Origin of the sequence: Bacillus sp. Y3 (assembly GCF_008123875.1) — a bacterium.
Lineage (GTDB): Bacteria > Bacillota > Bacilli > Bacillales > Bacillaceae > Bacillus > Bacillus altitudinis.
Window position 1 is genome coordinate 44,790 of record NZ_VSSC01000010.1, and the last position, 17,507, is coordinate 62,296.

A 17,507-nucleotide genomic window follows, 5' to 3' on the forward strand; every position below is an offset into this window, starting at 1 on the left:
AGGAAGGGGAAATCCGAAATGAACTTAGTCTTAATGGGGCTTCCGGGTGCTGGTAAAGGCACTCAGGCAGAACGAATTGTTGATGATTATGGGATCCCTCATATCTCAACAGGAGATATGTTCCGTGCTGCTATGAAAGAGGAGACACAACTTGGGCTCGAAGCAAAATCCTTTATCGATAAAGGAGAGCTTGTTCCTGATGAGGTCACAATCGGTATTGTTAGAGAAAGACTTGGCAAGAATGATTGTGAACAAGGTTTTCTTCTGGACGGATTTCCGCGAACAGTCGCTCAGGCTGAAGCTTTAGAAGACATTCTAAAGGACCTTGGCAGAACGATTGATTATGTCATTAATATTAAAGTCGATAAAGATGCTTTGATGGAGCGTCTGACTGGCCGAAGAATTTGCAAAGATTGCGGAGCAACATATCATTTAGTATTCAATCCACCTGCGAAAGAAAATGTTTGTGACAAGTGTGGAGGCGAGCTTTATCAACGTGCAGATGATAATGCAGAAACCGTTTCGACAAGACTTGAAGTGAACTTAAAGCAGACTGAACCTTTACTGAACTTCTATTCAGAAAAAGGATATCTTGCAAACATTGATGGTGCGAAGCACATTAACGATGTTTACGCTGATATCAAGGACCTGCTTGGGGGATTAAATAAATGATTATCTGTAAAACTCCTCGCGAGCTTGAGATTATGAGAGAAGCTGGACGCATTGTCGCACTGACTCATGAAGAGCTGAAGAAACACATAAAACCAGGTATTTCGACAAAAGAATTGGATCAAATTGCCGAACGTTTTATTACAAAGCAGGGTGCAATCCCATCTTTTAAAGGGTATAATGGTTTTCGCGGGAGCATTTGCGTTTCGGTGAATGAAGAACTCGTTCACGGTATTCCTGGTAAACGGGTTTTACGTGATGGAGACATCATTAGTATCGATATCGGCGCAAAGTTAAATGGCTATCATGGTGACTCTGCTTGGACTTATCCAGTTGGGGTAATCAGTGATGAGGACCGCAAACTACTGGAAGTCACAGAGGAATCTCTATATAAGGGCTTACAGGAAGCAAAGCCAGGTGAACGTCTGTCAAACATTTCCCATGCCATACAAACGTATGTTGAAGGTGAGAATTTCTCAGTTGTTAGAGAATATGTTGGACATGGGGTCGGACAGGATCTTCATGAGGACCCTCAAATTCCTCATTATGGTCCGCCGAACAAAGGCCCACGGCTCAAACCTGGAATGGTGTTGGCCATCGAACCGATGGTGAACGAAGGCAGCCGATATGTGAAAACACTGGCTGATAACTGGACGGTTGTAACGGTTGATGGGAAAAAGTGTGCTCACTTTGAGCATACAATTGCGATTACAGATACAGGTTTTGATATACTGACTAAGATTTAGGTCTTCACTGAAGCCTTTCAGGCCCAAATCGGGCAGGTTGTCTGTATAGTCCAAGGAAAGAACAAGATCAGTATACAGTTGTCATCGGCGTGTTCGATGGCTGCCAAGTACTAATCGCAGACGGAGAAAAGCGTAAATTCATTCTCCTAAGAAAAAATATCAATCATTTAACCTTTTATGATTGCGTATCTCCGGAAGTTCAGAACAGTATATTCAAAACAGGTCGGGTGATAGATGGACAATTGAGAACATCTCATTTGGACATTTATCAGAGAGCAAGTTACTGATTTGAAGAAGGGAGAACACTTGAATGGCGAAAGACGATGTAATTGAAGTGGAAGGTACTGTAGCAGAAACTTTGCCAAATGCAATGTTCAAAGTTGAACTAGAGAATGGTCATACAGTTTTGGCTCATGTATCAGGAAAAATCCGTATGCACTTCATTCGCATTTTACCTGGAGACAAAGTTACGGTAGAATTATCTCCATATGACTTAACTCGTGGTAGAATTACGTACCGTTACAAATAAAGCAACTCCGGAAGAAGGAGGTTGGAAACACATGAAAGTGAGACCATCTGTTAAACCTATCTGTGAAAAATGTAAAGTGATTCGCAGAAAAGGAAAAGTAATGGTGATCTGTGAAAACCCAAAACATAAACAAAAACAAGGCTAATAACAAGGAGGTGCCCAAATCATGGCTCGTATTGCTGGTGTAGATATTCCACGTGATAAGCGTGTTGTCATTTCTTTAACATATGTTTTTGGAATTGGTCGTACGACGGCTCAACAAGTCCTTAAAGAAGCAGGTGTTTCTGAAGACACTCGCGTTCGCGATCTAACTGAAGACGAACTAGGTAAAATCCGTGATATCATTGACAAACTTAAAGTAGAAGGTGACCTTCGTCGTGAAGTTTCACTTAACATTAAGCGTCTAATTGAAATCGGAAGCTACCGCGGAATCCGTCATCGTAGAGGACTTCCTGTTCGTGGACAAAACACAAAAAACAACGCGCGCACTCGTAAAGGTCCGCGTCGTACTGTAGCTAACAAGAAAAAATAAGTAAAGGAGGTAGTTAAAGAATGGCTGCTGCTCGTAAACAAAATACGCGTAAACGTCGCGTGAAAAAGAATATTGAAGCTGGAATCGCTCATATCCGTTCCACTTTCAACAACACGATTGTAACGATTACTGATGTTCATGGAAACGCAATTTCTTGGTCAAGTGCTGGTGCATTAGGATTCAGAGGTTCTCGTAAATCTACTCCTTTCGCTGCACAAATGGCTGCTGAAACTGCTGCTAAAGGTTCTATCGAACATGGTCTTAAAACACTTGAAGTAACTGTTAAAGGTCCTGGTTCTGGTCGTGAAGCTGCAATTCGTGCGCTTCAAGCTGCAGGTCTTGAAGTTACTGCAATCAGAGACGTAACTCCAGTTCCTCATAACGGATGCCGTCCACCAAAACGTCGCCGCGTGTAATTTGTTTGTATAGATTTTGTGTCCCTGTCAATAATGGGTTATGATACAGTTATTTATGAGACGAATACACGACTCGTTGCCTGAGCACATACGGGACTAAACAATGAGGAATTTCGGATGGAATCTCATATGATTCTATTCGAGGTTTCGACGTTTTGAAGGAGGGTTTTATTAGATGATCGAAATTGAAAAACCAAAAATCGAAACGGTTGAAATCAGCGACGATGCCAAGTATGGCAAGTTTGTCGTAGAGCCACTTGAGCGTGGATATGGTACCACTTTAGGGAACTCCCTTCGTCGTATCCTTTTATCCTCACTTCCTGGTGCAGCTGTAACATCGATCCAGATAGATGGTGTCTTACACGAATTCTCAACGATCGAAGGCGTGGTTGAAGATGTTACAACGATTATCTTAAACATTAAAAAGCTTGCACTCAAAATCTACTCTGAAGAAGAGAAGACGCTTGAAATTGATGTACAAGATGAAGGAACTGTAACAGCTGCTGATATTACACACGACAGCGATATTGAAATCTTAAATCCAGATCTTCACATCGCAACTCTTGGCAAAAATGCGAGCTTCCGTGTTCGTTTGACTGCACAAAGAGGTCGCGGGTATAATCCTGCTGATGCAAACAAAAGAGACGATCAGCCTATCGGCGTGATTCCGATCGACTCAATCTATACACCTGTATCTCGTGTAACTTATCAAGTGGAGAACACCCGTGTTGGGCAAATCACAAACTATGATAAATTAACACTAGATGTATGGACTGATGGAAGCACAGGACCGAAAGAAGCGATCGCTCTAGGTTCTAAGATTTTAACTGAACACCTAAATATTTTCGTTGGGTTAACTGACGAAGCTCAGCATGCAGAAATCATGGTTGAAAAAGAAGAAGACCAAAAAGAAAAAGTGCTTGAAATGACAATTGAAGAGCTTGATCTTTCTGTTCGTTCTTACAACTGTTTGAAGCGTGCGGGTATTAACACTGTTCAAGAGCTTGCTAACAAGACAGAAGAGGATATGATGAAAGTTCGTAACCTTGGACGTAAATCTCTTGAAGAAGTGAAAGCGAAACTAGAAGAACTTGGACTGGGTCTTCGTAAAGACGATTGACTAGTTTCATTGTGAACTAGGATTTTCGTGTGTTTTTTATTCATACAGCATCTCTAATTAAGGAGGGGACATCACATGGCATACAGAAAGCTAGGACGCACTAGTGCACAACGTAAAGCAATGCTTCGTGACCTAACGACTGATTTGATCATCAACGAACGCATCGAAACAACTGAAACACGTGCGAAAGAACTTCGCTCTGTAGTTGAAAAAATGATCACTCTTGGCAAACGCGGAGATCTTCATGCTCGCCGTCAAGCTGCAGCTTACATTCGTAACGAAGTAGCTAACGCTGAAACAAACCAAGATGCACTTCAAAAATTATTCGCTGACGTTGCAACTCGCTACGAAGATCGCCAAGGTGGATACACTCGTATCATGAAGCTTGGACCTCGTCGCGGCGATGGCGCACCAATGGCTGTCATTGAATTAGTTTAATCACATATCGTGTATCTAAGAAAGGGCGGGACAGTTCATAACTGGATCTATGCCCTTTTTTAGATACTACGGCTTTTTAGCAATAGGCAAAGTAGAGGTTGAGCTGAGAGGAGGTCCGGTAGAGATGGAGAAGACATTAATTGACGTAAAAGACATTGTATTTCGTTATCACAAAGATGCGGACAAGCCCGCTTTAGACCAAGTGTCATTGCATGTGAATCAAAATGAATGGCTTGCCATTGTTGGCCACAACGGTTCAGGTAAATCCACACTTGCCCGTGTACTGAATGGGCTCATTTTACCGGATGCAGGAACGGTCAAGGTTGGTGAGATTGAGCTGAAAGAAGAAAGTGTTTGGGATATTCGCAAAAAGGTCGGCATGGTCTTTCAAAACCCAGACAACCAATTCGTTGGCTCAACGGTTCGTGATGATGTGGCTTTTGGTTTAGAAAATAACGGGGTTGAGCGGGAATTGATGATAGAGCGTGTAGATTGGGCTGTCAAACAGGTCAATATGCAGGAGTTTCTTGATCAAGAGCCGCACCATCTATCAGGCGGGCAAAAGCAGAGAGTAGCGATCGCTGGTGTACTTGCCGCAAGCCCTGACATCATGATCTTGGATGAAGCAACATCAATGCTTGATCCGATTGGCCGTGAAGAAGTGTTAGAAACCGTCAGACTGCTGAAGGAACAAGGAACGGTCACGGTCATTTCCATCACACATGATTTAGACGAGGCTGCGAAGGCAGACCGCGTTATTGTGATGAATGGCGGGAAGAAATTTGCCGAGGGAACACCAGAGGAAGTATTTGAACTAGATGAACAGCTGGTTCAGATTGGACTTGATCTGCCATTTTCCTACCGGTTGAGTAAGCAATTGAAGCAGCAAGGTGTGCCGCTTGCAAATGCCCATTTGACACAAGAAGGATTGGTGAAAGAGCTATGGACATTACGATCAAAGAATTAGAGCATCGTTATCAAATGAAAACGCCGTTTGAGCGTCTCGCTTTGTATGATGTCAATGCTTCCATCAAAGAAGGCAGCTATGTTGCTGTCATTGGTCATACGGGTTCTGGCAAGTCGACATTGCTGCAACATTTAAATGGACTGCTCAAACCAACGAAGGGGAGCATTGCGCTTGGAGATACGGTCTTACAAGCCAATAAAAAGCAGAAGGAACTGAAATCTCTTCGCAAAAAGGTAGGTATCGTGTTTCAGTTTCCTGAACATCAGCTCTTTGAGGAGACGATTCTGAAGGATATCTGTTTTGGTCCGATGAACTTCGGCGTTCCAAAAGAAAAGGCAGAAGCCAAGGCTAAAGAAATGCTGAAGCTTGTAGGCCTTCCTGAATCCTTGTTATCTCGATCACCTTTTGAATTAAGCGGTGGTCAAATGAGACGTGTGGCGATTGCAGGTGTTCTAGCGATGGAGCCAGAAGTGCTTGTGCTTGATGAGCCGACTGCGGGATTAGATCCACGCGGACGTAAAGAAATCATGGACATGTTCTATGAGCTTCATCAAAAAGCCAACCTGACGACGATCCTTGTGACACACAGTATGGAAGATGCCGCTCATTATGCGGATCAAATGATTGTGATGCACAAAGGAACAGTAAAGGCGACAGGTACGCCGAGGGAGCTATTTGCCAATCGTACCGACATGTCTTCTTTCGGACTGGACCTCCCGGAAACGATCAAATTCCAGCAGGCTGTCGAAGAAAAGCTGGGGATGACGTTTCCAAGACCGCTTCTGACCATGGATGAAATGGCAGAAGCCTTAACAGCTTTATATCAGGAGGACACGACATCATGATGGATAGTATGATTATCGGCAAATATGTGCCAGGTACATCCTTTGTCCATCGTCTTGATCCAAGGACAAAGCTGTTATCAATTTTCTTTTTTGTCTTTATTGTCTTTTTTGCGAATAACTACATCACTTACGGGCTTTTAGGGGTCTTTACGATCCTTGTGGTGATGGTGTCTCAGGTGCCGCTGTACTTTATTCTCAAAGGAATGAAACCCATCCTGTGGATTGTTCTGTTTACCTTTATCCTGCATATCTTCATGACAAAGGATGGCGCTTTGCTCTTTCACTTTGGTTTTCTGAATATTTATGAAGAAGGTCTAAAACAGGGGATTTTCATTTCACTCCGTTTTGTCTATCTCATCATGATGACAACACTTCTGACGTTGACCACAACGCCTATTGAAGTGACAGACGGTATGGAGAAGCTGCTGCATCCTTTCCGTAAAATCAAGCTACCTGTTCATGAACTTGCTCTTATGATGTCTATCTCTCTTCGATTTATTCCGACTTTACTCGAAGAAACAGACAAAATCATGAAAGCACAAATGGCAAGAGGTGTTGATTTTACAAGCGGACCCGTGAAAGATCGTTTAAAAGCGATTGTTCCATTGCTTGTCCCGCTTTTCGTCAGTGCGTTTAAGCGTGCGGAGGAATTGGCGACCGCTATGGAAGCGAGAGGCTACCGCGGGGGAGAAGGGCGCACGAAATACCGTCAGCTTGTCTGGGGAATGAAAGACACGTTCACGCTGCTTTTATTCATCCTGTTAACAGCACTCCTTGTGCTGCTTAGAAATTAGGTGATGCCTAGATGAAAGTAAAATGTACCGTATCATACGATGGGACACATTTTAAAGGGTATCAAGTGCAACCAGGACAGCGAACTGTACAAACGGAGATTGAATCTGTTCTTGCTAGAATGCATAAACAAGATGAACTAATTCCGATTGTGGCTTCCGGCCGGACAGACAGTGGCGTTCACGCAAAGGGGCAGGTCATCCATTTTGACACCCCGCTCGCCATTCCGATGGAGAGATGGCCGTTTGCCCTCAACAGCTTGCTGCCAGATGACATTCGTGTTCTAAAGGCTGAGGAAGTGGATGAGTCATTTCATGCTAGATTTGGTGTCGCTTCAAAGGAGTACCGTTATAGGGTCTCAACGGAAACGCACCAAAATGTGTTTACGAGACAGTATGCCTGTCACTATCCTTATCCGCTGGATGTCGACAAAATGAGAGAAGCCGCTGGGCACCTGATTGGCACACATGATTTCACAAGCTTTTGTGCGGCCAATACAGAGGTTCAGGACAAGGTGAGGGAGATTTACGCCCTCGAGTGGAAAAACGTCTCAGACGGGCTTGAAATGCGTGTGAGAGGGAATGGCTTTTTATACAACATGGTGCGAATTATCGCTGGAACGTTACTTGAAGTTGGTTCTGGTAAATTTCACCCTGAGGAGATAAAAGCCATGCTTGCCGCCCGAAATCGCGAAGCGGCAGGCAAGACTGCGCCCAGTCACGGACTGTATTTATGGGAAGTTTTCTATGACAACTAAACCAGGTGTAACATGTTCTTGACACAGGAAGCAGAAAGTTATAAGATATCATATGGTATGTATTTCAACCCCACAAATAAGCCCCGGAAGACTTATCTGTGTTTTGAAATAGAACGTAGCATTTGATTCAGGAAAATTCATTGATTTATTTAGGAGGGAAACTCATGCGTACAACACCAATGGCGAACGCAAGCACAATTGAGCGCAAATGGCTAGTGGTTGATGCGGCAGGTAAGACTCTAGGTCGTCTTTCTACTGAAGTAGCATCACTTTTGCGCGGTAAGCACAAACCAACTTATACACCACACGTTGACACAGGTGATCACGTGATCATCATCAATGCTGAGAAAATTGAATTAACTGGTAAGAAATTGACGGACAAAATTTACTACCGTCATACGATGCACCCAGGTGGTTTGAAACAAAGAACTGCTCTTGAGATGCGTACAAACTACCCTGAAAAAATGTTGGAGCTTGCTATCAAAGGTATGCTTCCAAAGGGTCCACTAGGTCGTCAAATGTTCAAAAAATTAAATGTGTACCGTGGTTCTGAGCATCCACATCAAGCACAACAACCTGAAGTTTACGAACTTCGCGGTTAATTATAAGGGAGGTTAACAATTTGGCACAGGTTCAATATTACGGTACAGGTCGTCGTAAAAGTTCTGTAGCGCGCGTTCGCTTAGTTCCAGGTGAAGGCCGTATCGTCGTTAATAATCGTGAAATTACTGAATACATTCCATTCGCTGCTTTAATCGAAGACGTGAAACAGCCTTTGAACATCACAGAAACAGCTAACAGCTACGATGTTCTTGTAAATGTTCACGGTGGTGGATTCTCTGGTCAAGCTGGAGCAATTCGTCACGGTATCTCTCGTGCTCTTCTAGAAGTAGATCCTGAGTACCGTACACCACTTAAACGTGCTGGACTTCTTACTCGTGACTCTCGTATGAAAGAGCGTAAGAAATACGGTCTTAAAGGCGCACGTCGCGCACCTCAGTTCTCAAAACGTTAATCAATATTATATTGTATGGACGTTTTACAAGGGTTTGTACAGACAAACCCTATATGAAAAGCATCAGCATGCTGCTGGTGCTTTTTTTATTTGTGTTTTTTTCTGTCTGGAAACATATAAAATAGGATCATAGTCAGGTTCTGTTTAAAAAATGATGTTAAAGGGGGATGGCATTTATGAAACTAACAACAGAAAGATGTCTCATTCGACCGTTTATTGAGGATGATTGGCAGGATGTCTATGCATATACATCTGATCTAGCGGTGATGAAGTATATGCCAGAAGGTGTTTTTTCTAGAGAAGAGGCGCAGGAATTTGTCAAAAATAATCGTCTTAAGACGGCCAAGAATTTTGCTGTTCTATTAAAAGAAGATCATACATGCATCGGGCATATCGTGTTTCATCCCTACTTTGGTGAGCACACATATGAAATTGGCTGGGTCTTCAATTCTGCATATCAAAACAAAGGCTTTGCTTCTGAAGCGGCGTATGCTGTCCTACATCATGGTTTTCACACAATGCATTTACATCGAATCATTGCCACTTGTCAGCCTGAAAATGTGCCGTCATGGAGAGTGATGGAGAAAATGGGGATGAGAAGAGAGGGATATTTTAAAAAATGTATACCACAAGGAAATGAGTGGTGGGATGAGTTTTATTATGCCATCTTACGAGAGGAATGGAAAACTTGATAAGTTTTCATGATATGAAGTAATTCGTCATTCCAAATATCCCTTGGCTTTCTCTATTGATATAATCAGGTCAAATAAGTAGAAGAGGGGCGCGGGCATGAGGATCTTTGATGCACATTTTCATATCATTGATTTTGATTTTCCCATTCAAGAAAACCAAGGATATACACCGACGAGTTATGTGGTGAATGATTATAGGAGAGAGACGGCTGATCTGGGGATTGTAGGTGGAGCGATTGTATCAGGGTCATTTCAGGGCTTTGATCAAGGCTATTTGTTGAAAGCACTAGATGAAATGGGACCGGCTTTTTGCGGTGTGACTCAATTATCTTTTACAGCAACTGATGATGAGATTGTTCAATTGAATCAACAAGGGGTAAAGGCTTTACGTTTTAATGTGAAGCGGGGTGGTTCGGAGGATATTTCAAAGCTCGACTATTTTGCGAGAAGGGTGTATGAGCTGGCTGGGTGGCATAGTGAGGTTTACATAGACGCTAAGCATCTCCCTGACATCTCATCAACGCTTGAACAGCTGCCGGCCGTTTCGATTGATCATTTAGGCTTATCGGAAGAAGGCTTGCCGCATTTGCTCAAGCTGGTTGAAAAAGGGGTTCGTGTGAAAGCAACGGGCTTTGGTCGTGTTGATTTAAAGGTCGAACAGGCATTGACGTCTATTTATCAAACGAATCCTGATGCACTGATGTTTGGTACAGATCTTCCATCTACAAGGGCGAAACGTCCATTTGAATACGGTGATGTCGAATTGGTTCAACAGATGTTTGATGAGGAAGCGGCGGATAAAATTTTATATGAGAACGCTATCAATTGGTATTTTGGCAAATGAATAAAGGCTTCCATTCCGTGATAGGAGGTGTGTTCATTGAATCTGAATCAATTGACATTTAGAGAAGCCGTCCAAGGAGACCTCGACAACATCGTTTTGATGCTTTCAGATGACAAATTAGGCCAAAAGAGAGAACGCTACACTCGTCCATTATTAGAAAGCTACCTCAATGCCTTTCATTCGATCGAAGCGGATCCCAATAATGAATTAATCGTCGCTTGTGATCGGGAAGAGGTAGTCGGTGTTCTCCAATTAACAATGATTCCATTTCTAACGTATCAAGGTGGATGGAGAGCTTCAATAGAAGGAGTTCGTACAGCCATGACTCATAGAGGAAGAGGAATTGGCACATTGTTGATCAAACGGGCTATTCAACGCGCAAGTGACCGCGGTTGTCATATGATTCAGCTGACAACAGACAAACAGAGGCCAGAAGCACGCCGTTTTTACGAAAAGTTAGGATTTGAAGCTACGCATGATGGGATGAAGCTGCATCTTCTTCGTAAATAAACACACCAAGAAGCAAAGGTATTCACAACCCTTTGCTTTTTTGTGCCTTTGTTTCAAATTTTTGTTATATTGGAGACGAGAATCTATAGTGGTTTGGAAAGGAGAAACATTTGAAGAAAACAAAAGAGGATCTTTTGACATTTGTCAGGAAAAACAAAAAGAACGTATCAGTAACAATTATTGAAAATGAAGATGTGATATTAGAATGGAATGGTAATCAAAAAACACCACTTGCAAGTACGATGAAATTAATGGTTTTGTTTCATTTTGTTAAAGCTGTATCCAGCGGTGACATCAAGCTAAATGAAAAAGTGGCATTGTCTGATATAGAGCGGTTTTATATTGATGGAACCGATGGCGGTGCTCACACATACTGGCTGGAGGTCAACGATTTTTCTGAGCATGCAACTTTATTAGATGTTTCCAAAGGGATGATGCAATTTAGTTCGAATGCTTGTACTGATTATTTGATTGACTTGCTCAACCTAAAAAAGATCAATGATCAGATGAAACAAGCAGGTCTTACAGAACATGATGAACTCATGCCGCTGACACCCAAGGTGTTGTGGCCAGCCTATGTATCTGATCATGAGCAGGATGCATTAAAGCAAATAAGCGATGTAACTGATGAACAATACAAATCTCTGATGTTTGAGATTTTTCATATCATGAAGAATGACCCGGAGCATAAAAAGGCGTTAGAAGAAAAATTGATGAAAAAGAACTTGTTAAGCTTGCGTATTCAATCTTTACTGACGCAAAAGATGACAAGGTCTACAACGAATCAATATGCACATTTTATGAAACGTCTACAGGATGAGCTGTTAACAACAGAAGAAAAGCGTCTTTTTAGCCAAATTGTGCTGGGAGAAATATTGAAGACGGAAACAGATCAATATATTTGGTATAAAGGTGGATCGACGTTGTTTGTTGTCACTGCTGCTTTATATCGAAAAACGGATACATCAACTATATCGATTTCTCTATTCATCAATGACCTGAAAGCGGAGAATTCTCACTGGATGGGGGAAGTGTTCGATGAATTTATACTTACCATAGTAGCAGATCAAAACTTTCGACAACGATTGATTCAAGCTTTTACTACATAATTATCAAAAAACAGAGGGTGACGCCCCTCTGTCTTTATTATTTCTTGATGGGAAACGCTTTGTATACATCTTGACGTTTATCTTTTGACTTCACAACTCCATCAACCAGTTCCTTTTGCCAAAGCGCTGTATCGTCTTTGTACACTTTAAAAGAGTGAGGCAGCTTTTTTTCTAGCTGTTTTCTTTTAAACGTGACGGATGGCTCGTCTTTAGCGTTCATCTTGAGTGTCACTTGCTCCACATTATCGATAAGAATAAAAAGTGCCAATGCATTATATAAGTAGTTTTTTTCAATGGTATCCTTCTTATCAAACCAAAATGAATCAAATTGTTCTTCTGTATCATTGGTATTTTCTTTCACGCCGTATGTCACTTTTAGCGCTTTTTCATCTACGATTTCATACTCGCGAATCACGTTACCTGGAAGATCTGATAAAATAGCGCCGACTGCTCCGTTGTCTCCAATATAAGAATTTTTGTGCTTAGAAAGCTGTTTTAAGGAAATGTCTTCTATTCCTTTGATGTCACTCTCTTTCTCGCTGGCTTGACTACTGCAAGCGGATAGAATGACTGTCATTAGTAGTAGGATATACATCCATTTTTTCATTTATTTTGCCCCTTTATCATTCTTTCTATATAAAAACCCATTTTATCACAAGATCCCATTTCCACCACTTATTTCATCATTTCCATTTACTGAACTGCATGTTTTGTTCAAACCAACGAACAATACAAAGAAAAAAGGAGTTCAGTCCATGGCAGAAGTTCTTTCATTTTATCAATTGAAAACAAAACGAGATGTCACGCTTGAAAAGAAGCTGTTGCGTACATTGTCTCTTCAACAGGTGACGATCGCTTCCGAGAAATTCACGAGGAAGCTGTTCCCATTTGCAGATGATCCAGCTGGGATTATGAGTGATGGCTGTATCGATTTCGCCATTGAGGCTTTTTTAGCAGGTGGGAGATACGGTGAGTCGAGTAAGTATGGTGAATCATTCGATGATATAAAAAAGCGGTCAGTTCATGAAGAAGATGAGCTGGTTGAGGAGCTAGCAGGGTGTTTGCAATCGTGGGGGAATATGTTCCGAATGGAGCGTAAGATGTCGTGTCTGTATCCATTTGCGAAGGAATTTTTAAGCATATGGTGGCAGGAAGGCTTTCGGGAATCAGAAAAAAGGCATAAGCTTCGCCTGCACTAAGCATATTTCCAGCCCTTGTCCCATATCTATAAAATAATGGTGTATGGGAGGGACAGGGATGAAAAGAAAGCTGAAATGGACAGGGTTTTTAATCGGGTTTATTGTCCTCTTATTCTTATTCAGATTTCAGTTTCTAAATGATGATTCGTGGAAATCATGGAACTTGCCTTTGAGCGGCAAGATCATCTATTTAGATCCGGGTCACGGTGGTCCAGATGGCGGGGCCGTAGGAGGAGAGCTGCTCGAAAAAGAGATTGCACTGGATGTGTCCATGAAGATAAGAGACTATTTGCAGGAGCAGGGAGCGCTTGTTCTCATGACCCGGGAGGATGACTCTGATTTATCATCAAAGAATACAAAGGGTTATGCCCGAAAGAAAGCGGAGGATTTGAGAAACCGTGTGAAAGTCATCAATGAGTCTGAAGCGGATCTCTATTTAAGCATTCATTTAAATGCGATTCCCTCTAACAAATGGAGCGGAGCGCAGACGTTCTTTTACGGAAAGTATGAAGAGAATGAAAAAGCAGCAAAGTTCATTCAAGATGAATTGCGCAACAACCTTGAAAACACAGATCGCAAGGCGAAGCGAATCAATGGGATTTATTTAATGCAAAATGTCACGAAGCCAGGAGCGCTTGTCGAAATCGGATTTCTATCGAATCCAAAAGAGGCTGGTCAGCTGGCGACTCCTAAATATCAGGATCAAATTGCTGCTTCGATTTATAAAGGCATTCTCAGATATTTAACAGAGCAAAAAGAGCCGCCTGAATAAGGGGCTTTTTCCTGTTTATCGCAGGCAAAGAGGACAGACATTGTAAGGATATGTATGATATACTTGGATTGTAAACGAATTCAATAAAGGGTGAGGTTCTGCTATGATCGGACAAGATGATGTGAGAAAACTAGTTGGGAAGATGGACGAACCTTTCCTTCATATACCGCTTGGTGAGCTGGATGCCATCAAGGAAATCAGCCTAAAGCCTGAAAAAGAGCATGTGAGCTTAAAAGTGGCGATTGCCAAGACAGGCACTGCTGAGCAGATGAAGCTGCAGCAAGAAATCGTACAAGCTTTAAAAGCAGCGGGCGCGAACACTGTAGGACTTCGTTTTGAAGAACTGCCTCAAGAAACGCTTGAAAAGTTTATGCCGTCACAGGATGAGGATGAAAACCTGCTCAACTCTAAAAATCCGCCTGAGTTCTTAGCGATTGCGAGTGGAAAGGGCGGCGTTGGGAAATCAACCGTTTCCGTTAACCTGGCTGTGGCACTGGCTCGTCTAGGGAGAAAAGTGGGACTGATCGATGCTGATATTTACGGCTTTAGCGTACCGGATATGATGGGAATCACCGTCAGACCGACAGTTAAAGGGGAAAAGATTATTCCTGTGGAACGCTTTGGCGTCAAAGTGATTTCAATGGGCTTTTTTGTTGAAGAAAACGCACCGGTCATTTGGAGAGGACCGATGCTTGGTAAAATGCTAAATAACTTCTTCCACGAAGTAGAGTGGGGAGAATTAGATTACTTAATATTAGACCTTCCGCCTGGAACAGGTGATGTGGCACTTGATATTCATACGATGCTTCCGAGCTGTAAAGAAATCATTGTGACAACACCGCATCCAACAGCGGCTTTCGTTGCTGCTAGAGCAGGCGCAATGGCACTGCAAACAGATCACGAGGTGCTAGGGGTCGTTGAGAATATGAGTTACTATGAAAGCAAAAAAACAGGTGAGAAGGAATATGTCTTTGGAAAAGGCGGCGGGGACAAGCTGGCGGAGGAGCTGCGTGTATCAGTTCTTGGTCAAATCCCTTTAAGACAGCCTGATTGGAATGAGGACGATTTTGCACCTTCTGTCTATGATGCGAGTCATCCGACAGGGGAAGTGTATCAACACATTGCTAATAAAGTCATTGAACAATTAGCAGTGAAAGCATAATGAAAGCCCGAGTGGACCTTGTGCCACTCGGGTGATGTTTAACTGCCGTTTCCTTGTGAACCGGAATCATTGCTGCTTTCAGAGACTGCTTTTTTTAGCTCATCTTCGAATTTCTTCTTATAGAGAGGGCTGCTTAATGTTTCTGTAATAACTTTCTCTAAGTGCTTTCTGAACTCTTTGCTTTTGACCAGTTCACCGTATTTCTTTTCCATTTCAGGATCCTTGAGAATATCCATCATCATCTGTTGATAGTCAGGGTCCTTCATCAATTGTTTTAACATCTTTTCATGCTGTTGCTGCATGGATTTTGCGAAAGTCTCGGCAAATTTAGAATCCTCAAAGACCTTCTTCCAGAACTCTTTGCCTTTATCAGAAGTCAGTGTTTTCTCTATTGTTTTTTTCACAGTTTGTTCATCCATTACCAAAGCTTCATTCATTGCCTCGTCATTTAATAACTGTTGAATGGCCTTTTTACCGTCATCTGTTTTCAAAATATCGACGACCATTTTTTTCGTTTCGTCATAGTCCATATTAGATGAGGATTGGGTTTTGGGAGCACAAGCTGTTAGAGATAAAAGAAGAAAACAGCTCATTATACGCAAGATGCCTTTTGACATACTGTGGCTCCTTTCGTTACATGTCTTACTTTTAATATGAATGTTTCACGTGAATTTATACATAACAAAAATAGGGGTTGGGTCAATTCAATGAAAAGTCGGGATTTAGTTCGTTTTTTCTTCTCTGTGCTGGCTGTTGGAGCGGTCATTACAAGCGTGGTAGGTTTTGCGCTGGAGTGGGGGAAATATCAGAAGCTGTTTGTATCGTTTGAGATTTTAGAGATTGCGTCTGTGTTATTCTGGTTTATTGGTGTGGGGATGATCTTTAGTGTAATCAGTCAGATGGGGTTTGTTGTCTTTTTGACGGTGCACCGGTTTGCGCTGGAGATTTTCAGGTCGCATTCTTTATGGAATACCATTCAGTTATTTCTTGTGATTTTCGTGCTGTTTGATTTGGCTTATCTGCGGTTTTTGTTTTTCGGGGAGAATGAATCATTTCTTCCATACTTGTGGCTGCCTGTTTTTATCGGTGTGTTTGCATTGATCGTGTCTTATTTTAAACAGCAACAGTCCTCTAAGAAAACATTTATTTCTGCAATGTTTCTCATGGTCGTCATCACGTCGTTAGAATGGTTTCCGGCGCTTAGAGTCAATGAAGAGGACTGGCTATATTTAATGCTATTCCCGCTATTAGGTTGTAATGCGTTTCAGTTATTAGCTATGCCGCGGTTTTCAAAAGCAAAAGCTACTTAACCTCAGTTGACTTTGTTTTTGTATTAGAGATAAGCTCGCCAACCGTGACGTTTCTTAAATTTTGATCTTTTAAGTGTTTTAAAATAGCTGGTAAGGCTTGAGCGGTTTGGGTGGCTGAATCTGAGGCGTGAAGGAGAATGATGTCTCCGCTTTTCATTCGATCATTTACATTATGAACAATCTGGTCGACGCCCGGGTTCAGCCAATCTTGAGAATTGATGCTGTAATGGACAACGGTATAGCCATACTGTGTTGCAATTTTCAATACCGTTTCATTAAATTGCCCAGTTGGCGGTCTTAATAATTGAATGTCTTCCAGTCCAAGCTTTTGAAATGTATTTTGTGCACGGACAAGATCTCGCTTAATTTCGTTTTCTTCAAGCTGGCTATAATTTTTATATGCATAGCCAAGGCTGCCGATTTGATGGCCGTCCTCTTTAATCCTTTTCACAATATCCGGGTGACGCTCAGCCCAAGAAGCAGACAGAAAGAAAGTGGCGTTCTTTATATCGTACTCGCGGAGGACATTTAAAATAGGAACAGCCTTCTCGTCTCCCCAGCCAATATTAAACGTAAGGGATGCGTGTTTTGATGAGGTCTCTCCTTTATAAATTGCTCGGGGTCCTTGTTCTGTTTTAAATACCGACAGCGGCGGTGCCTTTTGTACATAAAAAAAGGTTGCAGCTGCAAGGGCTGCTACAAGAATAATGACTACTTGCTTCAGCCGTTTAATAGGCAACACATATAATCGACTCAATTCAAACACTCCTGCCTTGTCCAAGATTGTTACTTGATTGTATGCAGGACAAGGGTTTAACATGCACGATAAAACTATTTTAAAAAAAGTTATGAAAAGGCGTTGACCAACAGAATGTTTTCGTGATATATTATTAATCGTCGCTGACACACAGTGACAAACACAAACGCTTCGGGAAATAAACTTGAAAAAAGTTATTGACATAAGATGAAGCGAAATGTTATATTATTAAAGCCGCTAAGAACGGTGAAGATGATCTTTGAAAACTAAACAAGACAAAACGTACCTGTTAATTCGAGTTTTTATAAAAAAATCCTATGATACAT

At 42.0% G+C, this 17,507-nt stretch carries 25 protein-coding genes; 22 read left to right on the top strand and 3 right to left on the bottom strand.

Translation table 11 applies throughout. The annotated features are described in order from the left end of the window. Nucleotides 1–18: 18 nt before the first annotated feature. From FXF70_RS18135 to FXF70_RS18225, 18 genes are all read left to right on the top strand, one after another. Nucleotides 19–672, top strand: a complete 654-nt coding sequence (locus FXF70_RS18135; protein WP_007496336.1) for an adenylate kinase — start codon at nucleotides 19–21, stop codon at nucleotides 670–672. Then, nucleotides 669–1,415, top strand: coding sequence for a type I methionyl aminopeptidase (gene map / locus FXF70_RS18140; protein WP_148780868.1), 747 nt, complete (start codon nucleotides 669–671; stop codon nucleotides 1,413–1,415). The genes FXF70_RS18135 and map overlap by 4 nt, the downstream gene beginning before the upstream one ends. Nucleotides 1,416–1,725: 310 nt before the next feature. After that, nucleotides 1,726–1,944: a translation initiation factor IF-1 gene (gene infA / locus FXF70_RS18150; RefSeq protein WP_003217190.1), complete on the top strand. Its 219-nt coding sequence runs from the start codon at nucleotides 1,726–1,728 to the stop codon at nucleotides 1,942–1,944. 31 nt (nucleotides 1,945–1,975) lie between these two features. Then, nucleotides 1,976–2,089 carry a 50S ribosomal protein L36 gene (gene rpmJ, locus FXF70_RS18155; RefSeq protein ID WP_003156543.1) on the top strand — a complete coding sequence of 38 codons (114 nt, stop codon included), beginning with the start codon at nucleotides 1,976–1,978 and terminating at the stop codon, nucleotides 2,087–2,089. 21 nt (nucleotides 2,090–2,110) lie between these two features. Further along, a complete protein-coding gene (rpsM, locus tag FXF70_RS18160) occupies nucleotides 2,111–2,476 on the top strand; it encodes a 30S ribosomal protein S13 (RefSeq protein WP_003217023.1) in 366 nt (121 codons plus the stop codon). 20 nt (nucleotides 2,477–2,496) lie between these two features. Continuing rightward, complete coding sequence (rpsK, locus tag FXF70_RS18165) at nucleotides 2,497–2,892, top strand: 30S ribosomal protein S11 (RefSeq protein WP_003217231.1); 396 nt, start codon at nucleotides 2,497–2,499, stop codon at nucleotides 2,890–2,892. A gap of 175 nt (nucleotides 2,893–3,067) precedes the next feature. Further along, nucleotides 3,068–4,012 (top strand): DNA-directed RNA polymerase subunit alpha, encoded by a 945-nt coding sequence (locus FXF70_RS18170; RefSeq protein WP_003217009.1) that lies wholly within the window; start codon nucleotides 3,068–3,070, stop codon nucleotides 4,010–4,012. Between the two features lie 75 nt (nucleotides 4,013–4,087). Continuing rightward, nucleotides 4,088–4,450 (top strand): 50S ribosomal protein L17, encoded by a 363-nt coding sequence (gene rplQ / locus FXF70_RS18175; protein ID WP_003216944.1) that lies wholly within the window; start codon nucleotides 4,088–4,090, stop codon nucleotides 4,448–4,450. Nucleotides 4,451–4,574: 124 nt separating this feature from the next. Further along, the gene (locus FXF70_RS18180) at nucleotides 4,575–5,417 is read left to right on the top strand and encodes an energy-coupling factor ABC transporter ATP-binding protein (RefSeq protein ID WP_008345218.1); all 843 of its coding nucleotides are present in this window, start codon (nucleotides 4,575–4,577) and stop codon (nucleotides 5,415–5,417) included. Beyond that, nucleotides 5,393–6,262, top strand: coding sequence for an energy-coupling factor ABC transporter ATP-binding protein (locus FXF70_RS18185; RefSeq protein WP_007496346.1), 870 nt, complete (start codon nucleotides 5,393–5,395; stop codon nucleotides 6,260–6,262). Before FXF70_RS18180 ends, FXF70_RS18185 begins: the two co-directional genes overlap by 25 nt. Continuing rightward, complete coding sequence (locus FXF70_RS18190) at nucleotides 6,259–7,056, top strand: energy-coupling factor transporter transmembrane component T family protein (protein WP_008345215.1); 798 nt, start codon at nucleotides 6,259–6,261, stop codon at nucleotides 7,054–7,056. Before FXF70_RS18185 ends, FXF70_RS18190 begins: the two co-directional genes overlap by 4 nt. Nucleotides 7,057–7,067: 11 nt before the next feature. Further along, nucleotides 7,068–7,811 (top strand): tRNA pseudouridine(38-40) synthase TruA, encoded by a 744-nt coding sequence (gene truA / locus FXF70_RS18195; RefSeq protein ID WP_148780869.1) that lies wholly within the window; start codon nucleotides 7,068–7,070, stop codon nucleotides 7,809–7,811. 164 nt (nucleotides 7,812–7,975) lie between these two features. Continuing rightward, a complete protein-coding gene (rplM, locus tag FXF70_RS18200; RefSeq protein ID WP_003217042.1) occupies nucleotides 7,976–8,413 on the top strand; it encodes a 50S ribosomal protein L13 in 438 nt (145 codons plus the stop codon). A 20-nt stretch (nucleotides 8,414–8,433) separates the two neighbouring features. Next, nucleotides 8,434–8,826: a 30S ribosomal protein S9 gene (gene rpsI / locus FXF70_RS18205; RefSeq protein ID WP_007496354.1), complete on the top strand. Its 393-nt coding sequence runs from the start codon at nucleotides 8,434–8,436 to the stop codon at nucleotides 8,824–8,826. A 176-nt stretch (nucleotides 8,827–9,002) separates the two neighbouring features. Next, entirely contained in the window at nucleotides 9,003–9,518 is a 516-nt protein-coding gene (locus FXF70_RS18210; RefSeq protein ID WP_148780870.1) for a GNAT family N-acetyltransferase, read from the top strand. Between the two features lie 97 nt (nucleotides 9,519–9,615). Then, on the top strand, nucleotides 9,616–10,362 hold the full coding sequence (locus FXF70_RS18215) for an amidohydrolase family protein (RefSeq protein ID WP_148780871.1): 747 nt from the start codon (nucleotides 9,616–9,618) through the stop codon (nucleotides 10,360–10,362). Between the two features lie 36 nt (nucleotides 10,363–10,398). Beyond that, complete coding sequence (locus tag FXF70_RS18220) at nucleotides 10,399–10,872, top strand: GNAT family N-acetyltransferase (protein WP_083495532.1); 474 nt, start codon at nucleotides 10,399–10,401, stop codon at nucleotides 10,870–10,872. A 110-nt stretch (nucleotides 10,873–10,982) separates the two neighbouring features. Continuing rightward, nucleotides 10,983–11,981 carry a serine hydrolase gene (locus FXF70_RS18225; RefSeq protein ID WP_148780872.1) on the top strand — a complete coding sequence of 333 codons (999 nt, stop codon included), beginning with the start codon at nucleotides 10,983–10,985 and terminating at the stop codon, nucleotides 11,979–11,981. Between the two features lie 37 nt (nucleotides 11,982–12,018). Here FXF70_RS18225 and FXF70_RS18230 read toward each other — a convergent pair whose 3' ends face one another. After that, entirely contained in the window at nucleotides 12,019–12,588 is a 570-nt protein-coding gene (locus tag FXF70_RS18230; protein ID WP_148780873.1) for a DUF4825 domain-containing protein, read from the bottom strand. A gap of 148 nt (nucleotides 12,589–12,736) precedes the next feature. On the opposite strand from FXF70_RS18230, the gene FXF70_RS18235 reads away from it, so the two are divergent. The 3 genes from FXF70_RS18235 (at nucleotide 12,737) to FXF70_RS18245 (ending at nucleotide 15,114) form a co-directional block, all read left to right on the top strand. After that, nucleotides 12,737–13,180 carry a YbaK family protein gene (locus FXF70_RS18235; RefSeq protein WP_046342462.1) on the top strand — a complete coding sequence of 148 codons (444 nt, stop codon included), beginning with the start codon at nucleotides 12,737–12,739 and terminating at the stop codon, nucleotides 13,178–13,180. Between the two features lie 58 nt (nucleotides 13,181–13,238). Beyond that, complete coding sequence (cwlD, locus tag FXF70_RS18240) at nucleotides 13,239–13,952, top strand: N-acetylmuramoyl-L-alanine amidase CwlD (protein ID WP_017359175.1); 714 nt, start codon at nucleotides 13,239–13,241, stop codon at nucleotides 13,950–13,952. Nucleotides 13,953–14,055: 103 nt separating this feature from the next. Further along, nucleotides 14,056–15,114: an Mrp/NBP35 family ATP-binding protein gene (locus tag FXF70_RS18245; RefSeq protein WP_148780874.1), complete on the top strand. Its 1,059-nt coding sequence runs from the start codon at nucleotides 14,056–14,058 to the stop codon at nucleotides 15,112–15,114. Nucleotides 15,115–15,152: 38 nt separating this feature from the next. Here FXF70_RS18245 and gerD read toward each other — a convergent pair whose 3' ends face one another. Next, nucleotides 15,153–15,731, bottom strand: a complete 579-nt coding sequence (gene gerD, locus FXF70_RS18250; RefSeq protein ID WP_017359176.1) for a spore germination lipoprotein GerD — start codon at nucleotides 15,729–15,731, stop codon at nucleotides 15,153–15,155. A gap of 90 nt (nucleotides 15,732–15,821) precedes the next feature. Between gerD and FXF70_RS18255 the strand changes: the two genes are divergently transcribed. Next, nucleotides 15,822–16,424 (top strand): KinB-signaling pathway activation protein, encoded by a 603-nt coding sequence (locus tag FXF70_RS18255; RefSeq protein ID WP_008345196.1) that lies wholly within the window; start codon nucleotides 15,822–15,824, stop codon nucleotides 16,422–16,424. On the opposite strand, the gene pdaB is transcribed toward FXF70_RS18255, so the two are convergent. Continuing rightward, the gene (gene pdaB, locus FXF70_RS18260) at nucleotides 16,417–17,181 is read right to left on the bottom strand and encodes a polysaccharide deacetylase family sporulation protein PdaB (protein WP_039170433.1); all 765 of its coding nucleotides are present in this window, start codon (nucleotides 17,179–17,181) and stop codon (nucleotides 16,417–16,419) included. The genes FXF70_RS18255 and pdaB overlap by 8 nt on opposite strands. Nucleotides 17,182–17,507 lie beyond the last annotated feature (326 nt).

Excerpts from the sequence above, each read along its gene's own strand:
- FXF70_RS18135 (WP_007496336.1), top strand. The coding sequence starts at position 19 with ATGAACTTAGTCTTAATGGGGCTTCCGGGTGCTGGTAAAGGCACTCAG.
- map (WP_148780868.1), top strand. The coding sequence starts at position 669 with ATGATTATCTGTAAAACTCCTCGCGAGCTTGAGATTATGAGAGAAGCT.
- infA (WP_003217190.1), top strand. The coding sequence starts at position 1,726 with ATGGCGAAAGACGATGTAATTGAAGTGGAAGGTACTGTAGCAGAAACT.
- rpmJ (WP_003156543.1), top strand. The coding sequence starts at position 1,976 with ATGAAAGTGAGACCATCTGTTAAACCTATCTGTGAAAAATGTAAAGTG.
- rpsM (WP_003217023.1), top strand. The coding sequence starts at position 2,111 with ATGGCTCGTATTGCTGGTGTAGATATTCCACGTGATAAGCGTGTTGTC.
- rpsK (WP_003217231.1), top strand. The coding sequence starts at position 2,497 with ATGGCTGCTGCTCGTAAACAAAATACGCGTAAACGTCGCGTGAAAAAG.
- FXF70_RS18170 (WP_003217009.1), top strand. The coding sequence starts at position 3,068 with ATGATCGAAATTGAAAAACCAAAAATCGAAACGGTTGAAATCAGCGAC.
- rplQ (WP_003216944.1), top strand. The coding sequence starts at position 4,088 with ATGGCATACAGAAAGCTAGGACGCACTAGTGCACAACGTAAAGCAATG.
- FXF70_RS18180 (WP_008345218.1), top strand. The coding sequence starts at position 4,575 with ATGGAGAAGACATTAATTGACGTAAAAGACATTGTATTTCGTTATCAC.
- FXF70_RS18185 (WP_007496346.1), top strand. The coding sequence starts at position 5,393 with ATGGACATTACGATCAAAGAATTAGAGCATCGTTATCAAATGAAAACG.
- FXF70_RS18190 (WP_008345215.1), top strand. The coding sequence starts at position 6,259 with ATGATGGATAGTATGATTATCGGCAAATATGTGCCAGGTACATCCTTT.
- truA (WP_148780869.1), top strand. The coding sequence starts at position 7,068 with ATGAAAGTAAAATGTACCGTATCATACGATGGGACACATTTTAAAGGG.
- rplM (WP_003217042.1), top strand. The coding sequence starts at position 7,976 with ATGCGTACAACACCAATGGCGAACGCAAGCACAATTGAGCGCAAATGG.
- FXF70_RS18210 (WP_148780870.1), top strand. The coding sequence starts at position 9,003 with ATGAAACTAACAACAGAAAGATGTCTCATTCGACCGTTTATTGAGGAT.
- FXF70_RS18215 (WP_148780871.1), top strand. The coding sequence starts at position 9,616 with ATGAGGATCTTTGATGCACATTTTCATATCATTGATTTTGATTTTCCC.
- FXF70_RS18230 (WP_148780873.1), bottom strand. The coding sequence starts at position 12,588 with ATGAAAAAATGGATGTATATCCTACTACTAATGACAGTCATTCTATCC.
- FXF70_RS18235 (WP_046342462.1), top strand. The coding sequence starts at position 12,737 with ATGGCAGAAGTTCTTTCATTTTATCAATTGAAAACAAAACGAGATGTC.
- cwlD (WP_017359175.1), top strand. The coding sequence starts at position 13,239 with ATGAAAAGAAAGCTGAAATGGACAGGGTTTTTAATCGGGTTTATTGTC.
- FXF70_RS18245 (WP_148780874.1), top strand. The coding sequence starts at position 14,056 with ATGATCGGACAAGATGATGTGAGAAAACTAGTTGGGAAGATGGACGAA.
- gerD (WP_017359176.1), bottom strand. The coding sequence starts at position 15,731 with ATGTCAAAAGGCATCTTGCGTATAATGAGCTGTTTTCTTCTTTTATCT.
- FXF70_RS18255 (WP_008345196.1), top strand. The coding sequence starts at position 15,822 with ATGAAAAGTCGGGATTTAGTTCGTTTTTTCTTCTCTGTGCTGGCTGTT.